The organism is Pseudoalteromonas sp. McH1-42 (assembly GCF_022347845.1).
GTDB lineage: Bacteria > Pseudomonadota > Gammaproteobacteria > Enterobacterales > Alteromonadaceae > Pseudoalteromonas > Pseudoalteromonas rubra_D.
In genome coordinates this window covers 1-16081 of sequence record NZ_JAKRFU010000009.1, presented here as the reverse complement: position 1 = coordinate 16081, position 16081 = coordinate 1, and the positions used below count along the sequence as shown (strand labels likewise).

Below are 16081 nucleotides of genomic sequence, written 5' to 3'. Positions count from 1 at the left end.
ATGACCCGTTACTCTGGCGACACCAGCTTAAATTGTGTGTTCGCCAGAATGATGTGTAAACAAGCCCCGCCATGTGCGGGGCTTTGTATTTTAATCTCCCCGCCCAGCTTTTGCGTCACCAGGTTATAAATAATACTGAGACCCAGTCCGGTCCCGCCCGAATGTCGTTTCGACGTCACAAAGGGCTCAAAGATCACAGGCAGCAGTTCTTTGTCTATGCCCTGCCCGTCGTCTTTAAAATAAAAATGCACATAGTCATTCACTATGTGCGCCGACACAATGATGGTCAACGGTCTGTCCGGGTGTTTGCCGTGCAAAATACTGTTATTCAGACTGTAACTGATAATCTGATTGAACACATTGGGGTAACTACTGAGGATCAGGTTATCCGGTATTTCGACCTCAATTTTGTATTCATCCTCCGATAAATCACTGCGATAGCAATCAAACACGCCTTCTACCAGGGTTTTCAGATCAAACTCCATTTCCGTATCATAATGCTGCTGCGCCGATACTTTTTTGAAGTCATCAATCAGAGATGCCGTGCGATGTAAGTTATTTTCGAGCAAAAACAACGCCGATTCAGCTTCTCCGATCAGATTGGTCAGGGTCTGTTTCTTCAGCTGCCCACTGTCCAGATCACGGCGCATGCTCTCCACCTGTTCTTTGAGATGCGACTGGCTGGTAATGGCAATACCCAGCGGTGTATTCAGCTCATGGGCAAAGCCACTCACCATGTTACTCAGACTGGCCATTTTAGCCTCTTCGATCAGCCGCTGCTGAGCCGCGCTGAGTCGTGCCATCAGTGTCTCAATAAAGTCCAGCAGCTCGTCCAGGTGGTGACCAATCTGGGCAATTTCGTCTTCGCTGTTCAGGTTAACCCGCAAAGAAAAGTCTTCATGCTTAGCCACTCTGACCAGCACCCGACCGATCGCCATTACCTGCTCAGACACCCGGCTATTGAGATAGTACAGCAGTAACAAGCTAAAACCACTGCTCAACACGATCGACAATAAGCTGATCAGGATCAGCTGTTGCTGCTCTTCCTGATAAGCGCTGAAGAGTTGCTTGGCCACTATGGTAAAGTGGCCGCGAATAGCCAACTTCAACTCGCCCAGCTCACCACGCACTCCCTGATTGTGGTCCAGCCCCTGCTTTTGCAACACATTGGTATAAACGATGAAGCCGTTCTGATATTGCTCAAGCGTCATTAAATAGGCATCAGCACGCGCCGGAAATTGCGCCCGGATGCGGTTCTTGGCTTGCTGGATCAAATCACCATGCTGATTGAGGTAGCTTCTGTCCAGTCTCAGCAAAAAGTCTTTTTCCCGCCGCCTCAACTCCAGCAACAGAATTTCTAATTGCGGATCTTGTGCTTCTTTGGCCAGTGCCTGCAGGGCATGCGCTTTACTGCGAAACTCACCATAAACGCCATCGTCTTTGTCGTAACCCAATAATGCCTGCATGGAGGCCAACTGTTCATACAACTCAGCAAATCGGTTAACCTGCTCATCCAGTTTAAACATCAGCTCAAGATGCTGATGATCGGTGACCAGTAACACAACTAACTCGTTAAAGCTATCGCGGTATGCATAGCGATAATCATCAATGGACAGCAGTGAGGCTTTTTGTCTTTCAATCACAAACCGCTCTTCCTGATCCAACAAGCGCTGGATCTGGGTTTGTAATTTGAACAGATGATCATTGAGCTGCTTGCTGTGGTCCAGCTCCCGATAAAGAAACCAACTCACCGTCGCAATGATCACCGCCGCACCAACTGCGGCCACTTTAAATAACAAAAGTGACTGTTTTAGCTGCACAAATAAGTTCCCGACTTGCCCCGTTCTTCCTAAGCTTAGACAACATCGGCGGGTTCGGCGAGCCCAGCCAGCGACTTTGCCTCATTCCCCTTTTTGGTTTCATATGTACCCACTTAATATACACCTCAAACTTATTGTCCACAGCCCGGTTTTCCATTTATTGCAATGCCGTCTAGACTTTAAGACTGTGGCTTATGCAAATCTGATGTTGTCTGGGCTGTCGTTACCATAAGTGAAGGTATGAGCAACTTGAGTAAATCCGAAAGTCCACCATCCCCAGGTCGACGTACCTTTATACGCCAAAGCACCGCACTACTACCGCTAGTCAGTGCGTGGCCACAAACAGTAATAGCACAACCTCAAACCTGTCCTGGCGCTCGCTACAAACTGATATTTGCTTCGCCCTATAACAGCGAACTCTGGCTCTCATCACCTCATATGCATCAGCAACTCAAACACAACATTGAAGACTTTTCTAACGGTAAGATTTGTGTCGAAATCCGCGATAAAGGCAGCCTGGGGGTCGGTCATGACCTGGCGGTACAAGTTTCACGAGGCGTGATCCAGGGGGCGCTGCTGAGTGTGTCTAATCTCTCTCCCATAGTGCCTAAACTGGATATCTTGAACATTCCATTTTGGGCCGCTGAATCTCAGGCTTACCTGAATCTGATCACTTCCGATTTGTGGCAGCAGCAGGTGACCGAGCAGATCCGCGCCCAGGGCGATGTCGCGATCCTGCTGTATCATTTACCAGGCGCCAGAACACTGACCTCCACCCGTCAGTATGGCAAACTGCTGAAAACACCCAGTGATATCATTGATGTGGTTTTTCGCGTGCCCGTCAGCCAGGTGCTGAGACAATTTTATCAGCTGTGCGGTACCACCCCCGTCCAGGTCGCCTGGCACAAAGCGGCGATGCTGGCCGCCAACAAACGCTTTGATGCCCTCGACCCATCTGTGACTGGGTTATACAATGGACCCAATGGCCTGAATCAACATATCGGGGCCGTCTCTTTAATCAATTCAGTTCAGGATGGCTGGGTGTCAGTGATCAATCAAAGGTGGCTTAAATCCTTACCGCGCAAGCTGCGTATTGCCGTCTGGGAAGGGGCAGAAAAAACCTTTGTGCAGCATTTACCTATGGCCCGTCAGGCTGCACTGTACTGCCAGCGCGGCCTGCTCAGAAATAGTGCCACGATTTATTATCCAAGCGCCGATGAGATGGCCAGCTGGCAAGAGATTGGCGGTTATCAGCGCAGAGAATGGCACGCGACTAAGGTGGCATTGTTAGGGAAACTCAGCGCCTTTGATGCCTTTGTGGCAGCCACTCAGGTCAACAATGGGCTGACTTTCCCAACTTAATGCAGTTAATTATGCTGTTGCATGTGCGCGTTGAACTGTCGCAACGCCGGCTTTTTCATCAGGCTATAGCACACAGGCAATACCAATAACGCTAACACCAACGCACTCAACATGCCACCCACCATAGGCGCGGCAATCCGGCTCATAATTTCAGACCCCGTGCCCGTACCATATAAGATGGGCAGTAAGCCGATAATGATCGTCGATACTGTCATCATCACAGGTCGAACTCGCAGCGCAGCGCCGTGCAACAAAGCCTCGATATACTGCGACTCACTGACAGGCGCCTGGCGTGATTGCGCCTCACTTTGTAAGTCTTTAAAAGCTTGTTCCAGATATACCAGCATGATCACCCCTATTTCAACCGCGACACCGGCCAGTGCAATAAAGCCGACACCAACGGCAACGGAGAAGTTAAAGCCTTGCAAGTACATTAACCACAAGCCCCCGATGGTAGCCATGGGCAAAGTCAGCAGGATCAACGCTACCTCTCCAAATCGACGGAAATTGAGATATAAGAGCAACATGATGATCGCTAATGTCAGCGGCAGTACGTAGCTGAGCTTTTCCTGTGCGCGGATCATATACTCATACTGGCCAGCCCAGTTCAGTGAGTATCCGGCAGGTAAATCCAGTTCCTCGGTGACCACACTACGTGCCTGTTCAACATAACTGCCCAAATCAACCCCATCGATATCAACAAAGGTCCAGCCATTAATCCTGGCATTTTCACTTTTGATCCCCGGCGCACCGCTTTCTACGTAGACATCCGCGACATCACCAAGGGCGATCCGCTGCCCTGTGGGCGTCACGATAGGCAAACGAGCCAGCTGTTCAGGCGAGCTGCGGTAATCCTGTGGATAGCGCAGATTAACCGGATATCGCTCCTGTCCTTCCACAATTTGTGTGACATTCATGCCGCCAATTGCGGTGGCCACAACCTGCTGTACGTCAGCAATATTAAGTCCAAAGCGGCTAGCCTGCTCGCGACGAATATCCACTTTGATATAGCGCCCACCAGCAACGCGCTCTGAATACACCGAAGCGGTGCCAGGCACTGTTTTAAGAATGCTTTCAAGACGCTGGCCCAGAGATTCAATCACGGCCAGATCCGGACCTGCAATCTTGACCCCCACCGGCGTTTTGATCCCCGTTGCCAGCATGTCGATACGGGTTTTGATTGGCATCACCCAGGCATTACTAACTCCTGGCAGTTTTACCAGGCGGTCCAGCTCTGCTTTAAGCTTGTCGGTCGTCATCCCCTCTCGCCATTCGCTACGTGGCTTAAGCTGAATAAAGGTCTCAATCATAGTCAATGGCGCCGGATCGGTGGCCGACTCAGCACGCCCGACTTTACCAAATACATTCTCCACTTCCGGCACCGTGGCAATAAGCTTATCTGTTTGCTGTAACAGCTCACGCGCTTTACCGATAGAAATCCCCGGATACGTGGTTGGCATATACATGAGGTCGCCCTCATCCAGGGGCGGAATAAACTCGCTGCCAATTTTATTCAGCGGGTAAAACCCTACCACGGTCAGCGTCACTGCCGCTAACAACGTGGTTTTAGGAAAACGCATGACCTGACGAAGCAACGGCATATACGCAGCAATCAGCAAACGGTTAAGCGGATTTTTGCGCTCAGGCGTGACTTTTCCCCGAATAAAATATCCCATCAGCACCGGCACCAAGGTAATGGCCAGTCCGGCCGCAGCTGCCATGGCATAGGTTTTGGTATACGCCAAAGGTGCAAACATGCGCCCCTCCTGCGCCTCAAGAATAAACACCGGTAAGAACGATACGGTAATGATAAGCAAGCTGAAGAACAAGGCAGGCCCGACTTCAGTCGCCGCTTTTGCCACTATTTGCCAGCGATTGTCATCGGTTAACGGGGTCTTTTCCATGTGCTTGTGGAGGTTTTCTATCATCACAATGGCGCCATCCGTCATCGCACCAATGGCAATGGCAATGCCGCCAAGCGACATGATGTTGGCGTTAATCCCCTGAAAGTACATCACGATAAAGGCCACCAATATCCCCAGCGGTAAGGTGATCACGGCCACCAGCGAAGAGCGTAAATGGAACAGGAAGGCCACACAAATCACAGCTACGACCAGCAACTCTTCAAGCAGTTTCTGCCATAAATTATCCACTGCCCGCTCAATCAGCTGACTGCGATCATACACAGTAACGACCTCAACCCCCTCAGGTAAGGACGCTTGCAACTCAGCGAGCCGGGCCTTCACGCCAGCAATGGTTTGCTGAGCATTTTCGCCAAAGCGCATCACCACGACGCCACCGACTACTTCGCCTTCGCCATTGAGTTCGGCAATGCCCCGGCGCATTTGCGGGCCGAGCGTGATCTGTGCCACATCTCCCATGGTCAGTGCGGTCCCTTGTGCATTGAGGCCAAGAGGGATCTGAGCAATATCAGTCACGGAGCGAATGTATCCGGTAGCCGTGACCATATATTCGGCTTCCGCCATTTCAATCACAGACGCCCCGGTTTCCTGGTTGCCCCGTTGCAGTGCCTGCTGAATATGGCTCAAAGGCAACCCATAGGCACGCAGTTTATCCGGGTCAACTTGTACCTGATATTGCTTTACCATGCCGCCCACCGACGCGACTTCGGATACCCCCGGTACCGTTTGTAACTCGTATTTCAAAAACCAGTCCTGGAGGCTGCGCAGCTGACTGATGTCATGCTGACCCGAGCGGTCGGTCAGGGCATAAATATACACCCAGCCTACGCCGGTCGCGTCCGGCCCAAGTTGTGGCTTGGCAGTTGATGGCAATAAGTTGGCTGCCTGACTAAGGTATTCCAGTACCCGGCTGCGCGCCCAGTAGAGATCGGTGTCGTCATCGAAAATCACATACACATAGGAATCACCATAAAAGGAGTAACCCCGCACTGTGGTTGCGCCGGGCACCGACAACATGGCGGTGGTGAGCGGGAAAGTCACCTGATCCTGGACCACCTGTGGCGATTGACCCGGATAACTGGTTTTTACGATCACCTGCACATCCGACAGATCCGGAATGGCATCAACCGGCGTTTGCTTAACGGCAAATAAACCGCCTGCCACCAGCATCAAAGTGCTCAGCAGGACCAGCACACGATTGTGCAAAGACCAGGTTATGACTGCTGCTATCATGATTGTCCTCCTGGCTTAATGGTGTGCATGATCAGACATAGCCGGGGCTTGCTCACCGTGCTGCATCTCGGTTACAACAAAGTCATCCCCCACCTCAAAGGTAAAGATTATCTGATCACCAACGTTAAACGCCTTCAAGTCGATATCCTCGGCTATGACGAAGTCCATCGTGGCCGGGTCACGCCCCCATTTTTCAATGGCGCCGCGATGGATAGTGGCGATGCGAGACTCGGCGTCTATTGCCTTGATGTGGCCCCCCACGGTCGCCGTTGGTAGGGTCTGTTCAGCCATTATATGAATGGTAGTGATTTCATACCCGGCATCCGTTTTCGTGACCTCAAAATGAAGCGACTGTCCGGTTTTAAGCGCACTGCTATCGAGCTTATCAGCCAGCTGAAAGTCCATGGTCATTTCTGGCCATTCCCACTCGGGCACGGCATCATGGGTAATATTGATCAAGTTTGACTGCGCCTCATAGTGATTCACCGTACCGGCCATCCAGACCTGAGTCGGTTTTGCATCAGCACTCATGCGCTTAAAGTCGGAGCTTTTGCTGGACTCTGAATCAATCAGAAACTGAGCCGATGTAACGACCCGATCATCCTGTTGCAGCCCCTCCAGGATCTCAGTCTGTTCTAGGCCGACCCGGCCTAAAGTCACTGCGACCGACTTAAAGCGTCCCTCGCCCAGCGCAACAACCACTCTGTCCTGCTTACCGGTGCGGATCACCGCCTCGCTCGGCACCAGCATGGTGTCTGCTTTGCTGCCCGCCTGGATCTGCACCTGAGCAAACATATTGGGTTTCAGCTCCCGTGCAGCATTGTCGAACTTGAGCCGAACCCGCAGCGTCCGGGTCGTTTCATTCAACGTCGGGTAAACATAATCTACGCTGCCCTGCCAACGCTTACCGGGTAAATAATCCAGTGTCATCACAACCGGCTGGCCAGCCTTAACCAGCGCAGTATCCCGCTCGAACACTTCGGCTTCCACCCAAACCTGATCCAGCTGAGCAATGCTCATCAGGGTATTGCCCGGATTGACGTAAAAACCTTCACGGATCTTCAGATCGGCGACTACACCGCTCTGGCGGGCATAAAAAGTAATGGTCTGGCGTACCTGACGCTGCGCTTCTAAACGGCGAATAAAATCAGCCGACAATTGCAATGCCATTAAACGCTCCCGTGCTGCTTTGATCAGCGCGGCATTGTTGCGCTTCAGGGCGATCAGAAACTCTTCCTGAGCATTTACCAGCTGCGGTGAATAGAGCGAGTACAGAGGCTGCCCCTGCTCCACCGGCTCTCCGGCGGCTTTGATGTATAAGGTTTCTACCCAACCATCAACGCGTGGATGAATGTGCACCAGCTTATCTTCATCATATTGTATGTAACCGACTGTCGAGATCATGCTATGCAGCGGACCTGTCTCCACGAGAGCCGTTCTCACCCCCAGGTTATTCACCACTTCAGGTGAGATAGTGACCGCCCCGGCCTCTTGCTTCTCACCCTCTGCATAGACAGGCACCAAATCCATGCCCATCGGCGATTTACCGGGCTTATCACGGCGGTAATTACTGTCCATTGGTGCGACCCAGTAGAGTGGCTGCTTACTGTTATCTTCGCCTTGCGGCGTGTCAGACGGAGCTGTGCTCATCGTCATCACAACATAGCTCAGTGCGCCCCCAGATAGTCCAGCCAGCAAGAGTTTAAGTGTGTTATTCATGTGCAGCTCCTGGCTGGTAAGTCGTGAGGTAATAATTCAATCGAGCAACGGCTTTCAGCGCATCTACGTCAATTTGTTTTGCGGCCACTCTGGCATTCAACTGAGCGATCCGAGCACGTACCACTTCAGCAAAGTCGCCGCTGTCATTGGTGTAAGCAGTCAGTGCAGCTTCGGCCTGTTCATAGGTTTGCTGTAACAATTGCTCCCGATACAAAACCTGACGCTCAGACAGGCGCCTCAGCTGGCTTGCTTCTTTTTCAACCTGACCTGACAAGTCTCTGAGCAACAACAGCTTGTCCGTTTTGATCGCTTCCTGATCAGCCTGTGAGGCACTCAGCCACTGATCCTGACGATTAGCGGTAAACAAAGGCACATCGACGCTTACCCCCACTGAAAAGAAATCTGCCCGACTGCTGCCATCGGGCATATCACTGCGATGACCATAACTGGCGTTCACGCCCCACTGCGGTTTATATTGCTGACGGGCAATCGCGACACCTTTAGCGGCGACCTCAATACGCACGTCCTGCGCCAACACCACAGGGTGACTGGTTAGCCGGTTCAGCAACCGCTGCGGATCCGGTTTGCCTTGCACAAACAGCGTTGGAACCGCAACCTGAAGTGATGGAAGCCCCTCTGCTAACCGGGTATCCGACCAGGCCGTTTGTGTCTGGCCGCTTTGTAGCCAGGACATCAGCTGAGCACGCGCTGCGTCGCGTTTTTGATACTCGACATTGAGACGATCATCCAGCTGCACCAGCTCCAGCTGAGCGCGGATCACATCCTGTTGACGGGTACGCCCCACGGCATTGGCATAGCTGGCCTTGCTCACATCAACCAGTTGCTCAAAAAGTGCTTTATCCTGCTCAATCAAAGCAATGGTGCGTTCTGCGAGGTACGTATCGAGCCATAATTGACTTACCTGAGCGCGGATCTGCGCAGTGCGGTCGGCGCGCAGCAAGGCATATTCGCTACTGGCAATCGTCAGCTGCTGACGTTTCAGTGCCAACTCGTCACCCCGGCCAAACTGCTGACTCACGCCCACTTTGAGCTGCGTCATTGCTTCACGGTCATGCTGCCAGCCATCTACAGGCAGATTCATCATAGATAAAGCCACTTTGGGGTCCGGCAAGGTACCGGCAGCAACGCTTTGCGCTTGTGTTGCGCGCTGCTGGTAATGCTGCTTTTGTAATATCGGATCCTGTTTCGTTGCCAGCTCAATTGCTTTTTGCAATGACAGTCGTTCTGACGCCTGTACGGCAGTGACACTCAATGTCAGTGCACTCAACAGTGCCAAACTGGCTACCTGGATAATAAGAGGTTGCATCAAAACTGCTCCTTATAGGTATTCACCTGCGCATAGATCTGGTGACTGCCGTCTTTCATCAAAAGCAGAACCTGATAGGGCATGAAGCGGCCGCCCACCTCCATACCCGGCGATCCCAGCGGCATCGCTGGCACAGCAAGACCGATAGCGTCCTTCTGGGGATTGGCTAAAAATTGTTGAATAAACCTGGCCGGGACATGCCCTTCAAATACCCAGCCATCGTGACTGACTGCGGTGTGGCATGAACGATAACGCGCAGCTATCCCATACCGTGACTTAATTGCACTGAGCGATGTCAGTTCCCGCCCTTGTGCGTTTACACCTTGTTCAAGCAGGTGCGACAGCCATTTTTTACAACAGCCACAGGTTGGCGTTTTATACACAGTTAAAGCCTGCTTCGGGCTGATCTGAGCGTCACTACTCGGGCTCAGCAACCAAAACAAACAGGCACTCAGAAATAGGAAATATTTTTTGGTAATAAAAGACACACTTGCCTCCGTCTCCTTCTGGCCCACAGCAGCTCAATATGGCATATCCGGGTCAGAATCAATGTAAACATCACACTGCAAAATGCAGTGAAATCATCAAAAGAAGGTGGATAAACAGGCTCAGATGCCGAATTTCAGACGCACTTCACCTGGGTCAGGCAAAAATGGGGGGACGATAAAGAGATCGAGCGACAGCAACCGGGGGTTGGTTTTCCTGCCATAAAGCAGCCGTATAGCTAAGGTCTGCTGCCAAAGAGAATTCAGCCACAGGCAACAGTTGGGCGCTACCGCAAGCATGAGTCAGACATACACACTCACTGTCATCGTCGCAGCAATCCATTGCGTGCTGCGAATGGCTCATCATATTTGACTCACTGTGCGACATAGGGTGATTATCCATTGACGCATGCTGATGTGTCATCATGGTCCCAGGCATGTCGTGGCCCTGCATATGTGCTTCACACGCCACCACAGCATTCGCCATGCCTTGCACAACAAAGGCAAACAAAGCGAGTATCATCAGTAATGTTGCGGTGAATTTATTCATAAGGCCCTCAGGGTAACGGGCCAGATTCTCACATAAACAATAAAAAAAGAAAAGCATCGCATAATAATAGCGATAAATTGCCTATACTAATTGTGACAGTGGTTTTTGGGTAGTCAGTTTGTGTGGTTGGGTAGTCAATTTGTGTGGATAATACAAAGCCTTCTTTTTTTACTTGTCGTTGCGCAGCTTTTCTCGCCCGTCAGGGCACAGCAAATCAGCAAAGACGCGACGCCCCCGGAGCTTCATATCACCCTCCCTGTCCGCCAGGTTAAGCTGCAAAAGTACATCAGTGAGCTGCTGCATGTCTCGCTGGCAGACCTTGGTTATAACCTGACTCTCACCATGACCCCTAACCCTTTGTATAAACGTGAATCCCGATTGCTAAACAGTGGCCAAATCACCATGATAATGCGGCTGGCAACACCGCAACGCGACGCCACATTTCATAAAATTAATGTGCCACTGACACAAAGCTTGATTGGCAAAAGGCTGCTATTGATCCATCAGCGTACCCAGTCACGCTTTGATGCCGTGCGATCACTGGACTCCTTTCGGGACAGTAAATTAGTCGGGGTCTTTGCGCCCGGCTGGTACGACACGCAGATCTGGCAGGCCAATCAGCTGCCTTACATCGAAAGTGCCAGCGACCACGGCACGATAGTGCGTATGCTCACAGGCGGTAATCGGGGGTTTGATTACTTCTCACGGGGCATCAATGAAATAGATGATTACCCATTGAGTAATGGTTTGATCATCGAGCCCAATCTGGTACTCAGCTACCCGCTGGATTTTCATTTTTATCTGCACCCGCAAAACAAAGCCCACATTTCCATTCTCACCCGAGCACTGGAACGTGCGCAAAGGAATGGTTTGCAAACCCGTCTGATGCGCAAACATTTTGGTTACTTACAACAACGCCACCGGTTGTCGGAACGACGCATTATTCACCTCGCACTCCCCGCCGCTGATCAGGCCGTACAGCCGCCCCTGACAGCACACTAAACTTTTAAACTCGCCAAGATTGAGTGCTGTAAACTACACCTAACTCATTGAATAAATTATTTGCGTTATCTCAGGGTAATTCTCGAATAGCTAAGCTAAAATAGCGTTAAATTTTATTTGGAGTATCTTTTCAATGAGTATTCATGTAATCAAACACCCACTTGTACAGCATAAACTTGGCCTGATGCGCGAGCACGGGATCAGCACAAAAAGCTTTCGCGAGTTATGTCAGGAAGTGGGCACTTTGCTGACTTATGAGGCAACCAAAGACATCCCATTAGAAGATATTACCATCAAAGGCTGGCAGGGTGATGACCTCACCGTACAGCACATCAAGGGCAAGAAAATCACCGTTGTGCCTATCCTGCGCGCAGGATTGGGTATGATGGAAGGCGTGATGCAGTTGATCCCAAGCGCTAAGGTCAGTGTGGTCGGGCTGCAACGCAACGAAGAAACACTTGAGCCTGTGCCTTACTTTGAAAAGCTCGTTGGTAACATTGAAGAGCGCATGGGCCTGGTGATTGACCCTATGTTGGCCACCGGTGGCTCAATGATTGCCACAATCGACATGCTGAAGAAAGCGGGCTGTAAAGAGATCAAAGTGATTGTGCTGGTCGCCGCGCCTGAAGGGGTGGAAAAAACCCTGGCAGCGCACCCAGATGTCGAGATCTTCACCGCCTCGTTGGACAGTCACCTGAATGAGAAAGGTTACATAGTGCCTGGACTGGGCGACGCCGGTGACAAAATTTTTGGCACTGTGTAGGACGCCCTGAATGTCCAACACTCCCCTTAATTCTCTGACATCGCTCAAGACCATACTGAGCGGTGCTCAGATGCTGTTTGTTGCCTTTGGAGCACTCGTGCTGGTGCCACTACTGACCGGCTTGGACCCCAATGTCGCGCTGTTTACCGCAGGCCTTGGTACTTTGGTGTTTCAGTTTGTCACCCGCGGACAAGTGCCGGTCTTTCTGGCGTCTTCCTTTGCGTTTATCGCCCCGATCATTGCCAGCGTGCAGGTGTGGGGGATCCCCGCCACTATGGGTGGGCTCATGACAGCCGGCTTTGCTTACATCCTGCTAAGCTTGCTGGTACGCTTTAAAGGTGCCGATATTCTGCATAAGATCTTACCCCCCGTGGTGGTTGGCCCGGTCATTATGGTCATCGGACTGGCCCTTGCGCCTGTTGCGGTGAACATGGCCATGGGTAAAAGTGGTGACGGCAGTGCTCAGCTGGTTGCCTACGATCAGGCATTGCTCATTTCATTGTCCTCACTGATAGTCACCTTAATCGTGGCAGTGACAGCCAAAGGAATTTTCCGCCTTATCCCGATTCTGGCGGGTATCATCACAGGTTACGGCTTATCTCTGGCATTTGGCATCGTACAATTTGATGCGGTGCACAATGCCAGCTGGCTGGCCGTCCCAGCCTTTGTCTGGCCAGAGTTTTACTGGCCGGCCATTCTGTTCATGGTGCCTGTGGCCATTGCCCCGGCCATTGAACATATCGGCGATATGATGGCGATCAGTAACGTCACAGGTAAAGATTACCTCGAAAAACCCGGCCTGCACCGCACTTTGCTGGGAGATGGCTTGGCAACCTCAACGGCTTCTTTGTTTGGTGGCCCACCCAATACCACCTACTCAGAAGTAACCGGCGCCGTTATGCTGACACGCAACTTCAACCCTCAGGTCATGACCTGGACAGCGGTGATTGCCATCGTGCTGGCATTTGTCGGTAAGATGGGCGCTGGCTTGCAAACCATTCCAACACCTGTAATGGGTGGGATCATGACCCTGTTGTTTGGCTCAATCGCGGTCGTCGGTTTAAACACTTTAGTGAAATCAGAAACCGATCTCAGTGCCCCCCGCAATCTCAGCATTATTGCACTGATATTGGTATTTGGTATTGGTGGAATGCAACTGGGCAGCACGGAATTTAGCCTGCAAGGGGTGAGCCTTTGCGCCATTTTGGGCATTGTGCTTAATTTGCTACTACCCAACCCTAAACAAGAAGCCTAACTTAAGTTGATAAAAATGCTCAGCATATTGTAATAGTCTACAGTGCTGAGCATTTTTAAATAGAGAAATAAAATAAATAGCTATCTATTCACCCAATATGCTGTATAGTAATTGACAGCTCAAACAGCTGAGCTATTAATGAATATTTAGTACAAGCTTTCCCAGTTTCTTTTCGATTTACTTCGTCATATTTACCCTGCGATATCTTTTCCTTCATTACAGATTTAGTAGCTTCAATTTAAATTTTTTCGATTATATCGAGGTATATATGTCTAATAAAACAACTGGTTCAGTAAAATGGTTTAACGAATCTAAAGGCTTTGGCTTTATCACACCAGACAATGGCGGCACAGATGTTTTTGTACACTTCCGCGCAATTGAAGGTGATGGTTTTAAAACTCTGGTTGAAGGACAAAAAGTTGCTTTCAATTCAGAACAGGGCGCCAAAGGCCCACAAGCTGCCAACGTCACCGCAGCTTAATCTAATAATAAAGAGATATGGTGTGTAAAACGCATATCTCTTTATTGACCCCCAGAAAAATAAGTCAAAAAGTTTTTACCTATTTCTGAACCTCCCATATAGAAAACCGGCATACAAAGTTAATCGTTATTACAGCATTATCAATTTGACAGGCCCGTATTTCTCATAAACCCCATCTATCAAATTGAGAGTAGCATGCGAAAATCATCAAAAAAGACAGCGAGTAAAGGACGAAAAGTAAGTTTTGAAGAAAAACTTGAAAGAATGGTGAATGAATACCGCCAGGAAAAAGAGAGCCTTGAATTATTAAGTACAGAGACATCTGAATATCAAAGTCAGCTTGAGAAGTGTAATCGGCTTTTTGCCAATGTAGAGCGCTTTGTTGGCCGAAATCGCTAACTTACTTGCTCTTGATTAGGCTTTACTACGCACTGAAGTTTGAGCTTAGATGAAAATGGAGAGCATTCTGAGCCTGCCACTGACTAGCCAAAGGATTTTCTGACCCGCTCTTCAAACTCCATTTCTTGATCACGAAATGACTTAAGCAACTTATAACTGAGCGGTAGCCGCCGGTGTGGCCGTGTCGTTTTTACATTGCGATAACTCGGATGTTTGGAGAGATCAATCACCCCCATGGACCAACGCGAAAAGTTACGCTTTGGCAGGTCGTTAATGATCAACGCGACCACTTCGGTATGCCTTGGATCTTGTTGAATATTCTTATACAAACGCTCAACATGATCTCTTTCACCTTCAATCACTTGCATGAAGTGATGTCCATCATAAAGTAACATGCCGGAAATGCCATTGAGCTGATTAGTCGATTTGCAAAAACGATTTAACTCAACCAACTGCTCATCAGACAGAGGTGCAGTTACAGTGCTGACATAAATAAGCTCTATCAAGGCCATGGAAACCCCCTTGTTCACCCTGAAGATAAGCATAGTCGAACACAGTTATTGCGCAAAACCAATCAATGGAACAAAAGGGCCGGCCTGAACACCTTATACGTATCAATAATGTAAACGCTAATTGGCCGGACACGGCTGCCAGGACGCTATAGGCCCAATCGCTTAATTTGCGCTTGCGATAAATATACGTTATGGAGCTGTGGGGAGGACAACGGGGCCAGGTTCACCCGGCCTCGTCAGTATAGAAAGGCGTGCTCAGCGTGCTAAATTAAAAACTCGCAATCAGTCTGTCTGCTAACACAAAATACTGATTAAGGTGCTTTTTAGTCTGCTCTTTACGGTTTCTTTCTGAATTCAGGTGGATGTTTTCTACCACAACCGCAAGATCATCTGCGAGCTTTTTGTTGTCGCCGATAAGGTTAAATGTGAAAAATTCAACGCTTTTCTCAAGCGTATACGTGATCACGTGGATCTGCTGTAACTCAGCTTCGTCCAGATCTCGTTTGCTTCTAATTTCTGAGGTTTTCTCAATGAAAATCTTTCTTGCATCTTCGATGGAAGTCACGTCTGCCACTTTAAGGTGTTGAATAGATTTTTCGCCCGATTCATCACTCGCTTGTACCGTTGTTGAAAAAACAGCAGCCATAAGTAATACAATTAAAGTTCTCATTTTATCTCTCTATTGTTGAAGTATAAGGGTCAATAGGGCGGTTTTTAATTGTTGGGTACTGATAAAACCGGCAACTGGAGGTGTATTTTAACAATCCCTGAACCTCTTTAAAAGTTGTCGGGATTGCACCTGATAGCCAGCGCGCGTTGCGATATTAAAACGTCACAGGCCAAAAACCGCTTTGCTCTGATCTTACTAGACGTTCAATACTGGAAAAAATTTATCATTTTCTCAAAAATCGCCGATTATTGGATTTGAGCCCGCCTCAGATAAAGGTTTGAGCTCACCTTACTGACATAATGATCTGAGTGAAAACAGCATTGGTAACTGCTGGCTAAGGTACACGTTCAGCGAGCAAAGAGGAGATTGAATTAACCCACCATGCGCTCAAGTCCAAACACTGCTTCTAACTTCAGCATGGTTCTTTGAATCTCAGCTATAAAAAACCCAGCTAAAAAGCTGGGTTATAAAAAGTGGGTCCCGTGGGCGGACTCTTAACTTGCATCAGTGCCACGCCCGGCGTGGGGCTCAAGTCCGACACCACACTCGGCTAAACATTAAAATTCAGGCATAAAAAAACC

General features: G+C 49.7%; 14 protein-coding genes. 6 read left to right on the top strand and 8 right to left on the bottom strand.

Going from position 1 to position 16081, the window contains the following annotated elements; genetic code table 11:
• Nucleotides 1-8: 8 nt before the first annotated feature.
• On the bottom strand, nt 9-1820 hold the full coding sequence (locus MHN31_RS09020) for a HAMP domain-containing sensor histidine kinase (RefSeq protein ID WP_239444111.1): 1812 nt from the start codon (nt 1818-1820) through the stop codon (nt 9-11).
• Nucleotides 1821-2069: 249 nt separating this feature from the next.
• On the opposite strand from MHN31_RS09020, the gene MHN31_RS09015 reads away from it, so the two are divergent.
• Nucleotides 2070-3182, top strand: coding sequence for a TRAP transporter substrate-binding protein DctP (locus tag MHN31_RS09015; RefSeq protein ID WP_239444110.1), 1113 nt, complete (start codon nt 2070-2072; stop codon nt 3180-3182).
• A 5-nt stretch (nt 3183-3187) separates the two neighbouring features.
• Here MHN31_RS09015 and MHN31_RS09010 read toward each other — a convergent pair whose 3' ends face one another.
• From MHN31_RS09010 to MHN31_RS08990, 5 genes are all read right to left on the bottom strand, one after another.
• The gene (locus MHN31_RS09010; protein ID WP_239444109.1) at nt 3188-6337 is read right to left on the bottom strand and encodes a CusA/CzcA family heavy metal efflux RND transporter; all 3150 of its coding nucleotides are present in this window, start codon (nt 6335-6337) and stop codon (nt 3188-3190) included.
• A gap of 15 nt (nt 6338-6352) precedes the next feature.
• Entirely contained in the window at nt 6353-8056 is a 1704-nt protein-coding gene (locus MHN31_RS09005) for an efflux RND transporter periplasmic adaptor subunit (protein ID WP_239444108.1), read from the bottom strand.
• Nucleotides 8049-9383, bottom strand: a complete 1335-nt coding sequence (locus tag MHN31_RS09000; RefSeq protein ID WP_239444107.1) for a TolC family protein — start codon at nt 9381-9383, stop codon at nt 8049-8051. The genes MHN31_RS09005 and MHN31_RS09000 overlap by 8 nt, the downstream gene beginning before the upstream one ends.
• Nucleotides 9383-9871: a DUF411 domain-containing protein gene (locus MHN31_RS08995; RefSeq protein WP_343224689.1), complete on the bottom strand. Its 489-nt coding sequence runs from the start codon at nt 9869-9871 to the stop codon at nt 9383-9385. Before MHN31_RS08995 ends, MHN31_RS09000 begins: the two co-directional genes overlap by 1 nt.
• Nucleotides 9872-10025: 154 nt before the next feature.
• A complete protein-coding gene (locus tag MHN31_RS08990; RefSeq protein WP_239444106.1) occupies nt 10026-10418 on the bottom strand; it encodes a hypothetical protein in 393 nt (130 codons plus the stop codon).
• Between the two features lie 141 nt (nt 10419-10559).
• Here MHN31_RS08990 and MHN31_RS08985 point away from each other — a divergent pair, with 141 nt between their 5' ends.
• From MHN31_RS08985 to MHN31_RS08965, 5 genes are all read left to right on the top strand, one after another.
• Nucleotides 10560-11420, top strand: coding sequence for a hypothetical protein (locus tag MHN31_RS08985; RefSeq protein WP_239444105.1), 861 nt, complete (start codon nt 10560-10562; stop codon nt 11418-11420).
• Nucleotides 11421-11553: 133 nt separating this feature from the next.
• Nucleotides 11554-12183, top strand: coding sequence for a uracil phosphoribosyltransferase (upp, locus tag MHN31_RS08980; RefSeq protein WP_010383109.1), 630 nt, complete (start codon nt 11554-11556; stop codon nt 12181-12183).
• A gap of 10 nt (nt 12184-12193) precedes the next feature.
• Nucleotides 12194-13438, top strand: a complete 1245-nt coding sequence (locus MHN31_RS08975) for a uracil-xanthine permease family protein (protein ID WP_239444104.1) — start codon at nt 12194-12196, stop codon at nt 13436-13438.
• A 268-nt stretch (nt 13439-13706) separates the two neighbouring features.
• Nucleotides 13707-13919 carry a cold-shock protein gene (locus tag MHN31_RS08970; protein WP_125558174.1) on the top strand — a complete coding sequence of 71 codons (213 nt, stop codon included), beginning with the start codon at nt 13707-13709 and terminating at the stop codon, nt 13917-13919.
• A gap of 195 nt (nt 13920-14114) precedes the next feature.
• Complete coding sequence (locus tag MHN31_RS08965; protein WP_010383114.1) at nt 14115-14318, top strand: hypothetical protein; 204 nt, start codon at nt 14115-14117, stop codon at nt 14316-14318.
• An 83-nt stretch (nt 14319-14401) separates the two neighbouring features.
• On the opposite strand, the gene MHN31_RS08960 is transcribed toward MHN31_RS08965, so the two are convergent.
• Both MHN31_RS08960 and MHN31_RS08955 read right to left on the bottom strand, forming a co-directional pair.
• Nucleotides 14402-14830 carry a BLUF domain-containing protein gene (locus MHN31_RS08960; RefSeq protein WP_239444103.1) on the bottom strand — a complete coding sequence of 143 codons (429 nt, stop codon included), beginning with the start codon at nt 14828-14830 and terminating at the stop codon, nt 14402-14404.
• 268 nt (nt 14831-15098) lie between these two features.
• Nucleotides 15099-15500: a DUF6746 family protein gene (locus MHN31_RS08955; RefSeq protein ID WP_021032861.1), complete on the bottom strand. Its 402-nt coding sequence runs from the start codon at nt 15498-15500 to the stop codon at nt 15099-15101.
• Between the last annotated feature and the right edge of the window lie 581 nt (nt 15501-16081).

Bases quoted from the DNA above. Each gene is read 5' to 3' on its own strand.
- upp (WP_010383109.1), top strand. From the start codon at position 11,554: ATGAGTATTCATGTAATCAAACACCCACTTGTACAGCATAAACTTGGC.
- MHN31_RS09000 (WP_239444107.1), bottom strand. From the start codon at position 9,383: ATGCAACCTCTTATTATCCAGGTAGCCAGTTTGGCACTGTTGAGTGCA.
- MHN31_RS08955 (WP_021032861.1), bottom strand. From the start codon at position 15,500: ATGAGAACTTTAATTGTATTACTTATGGCTGCTGTTTTTTCAACAACG.
- MHN31_RS08965 (WP_010383114.1), top strand. From the start codon at position 14,115: ATGCGAAAATCATCAAAAAAGACAGCGAGTAAAGGACGAAAAGTAAGT.
- MHN31_RS08975 (WP_239444104.1), top strand. From the start codon at position 12,194: ATGTCCAACACTCCCCTTAATTCTCTGACATCGCTCAAGACCATACTG.
- MHN31_RS09005 (WP_239444108.1), bottom strand. From the start codon at position 8,056: ATGAATAACACACTTAAACTCTTGCTGGCTGGACTATCTGGGGGCGCA.
- MHN31_RS08990 (WP_239444106.1), bottom strand. From the start codon at position 10,418: ATGAATAAATTCACCGCAACATTACTGATGATACTCGCTTTGTTTGCC.
- MHN31_RS09010 (WP_239444109.1), bottom strand. From the start codon at position 6,337: ATGATAGCAGCAGTCATAACCTGGTCTTTGCACAATCGTGTGCTGGTC.
- MHN31_RS08960 (WP_239444103.1), bottom strand. From the start codon at position 14,830: ATGGCCTTGATAGAGCTTATTTATGTCAGCACTGTAACTGCACCTCTG.
- MHN31_RS08970 (WP_125558174.1), top strand. From the start codon at position 13,707: ATGTCTAATAAAACAACTGGTTCAGTAAAATGGTTTAACGAATCTAAA.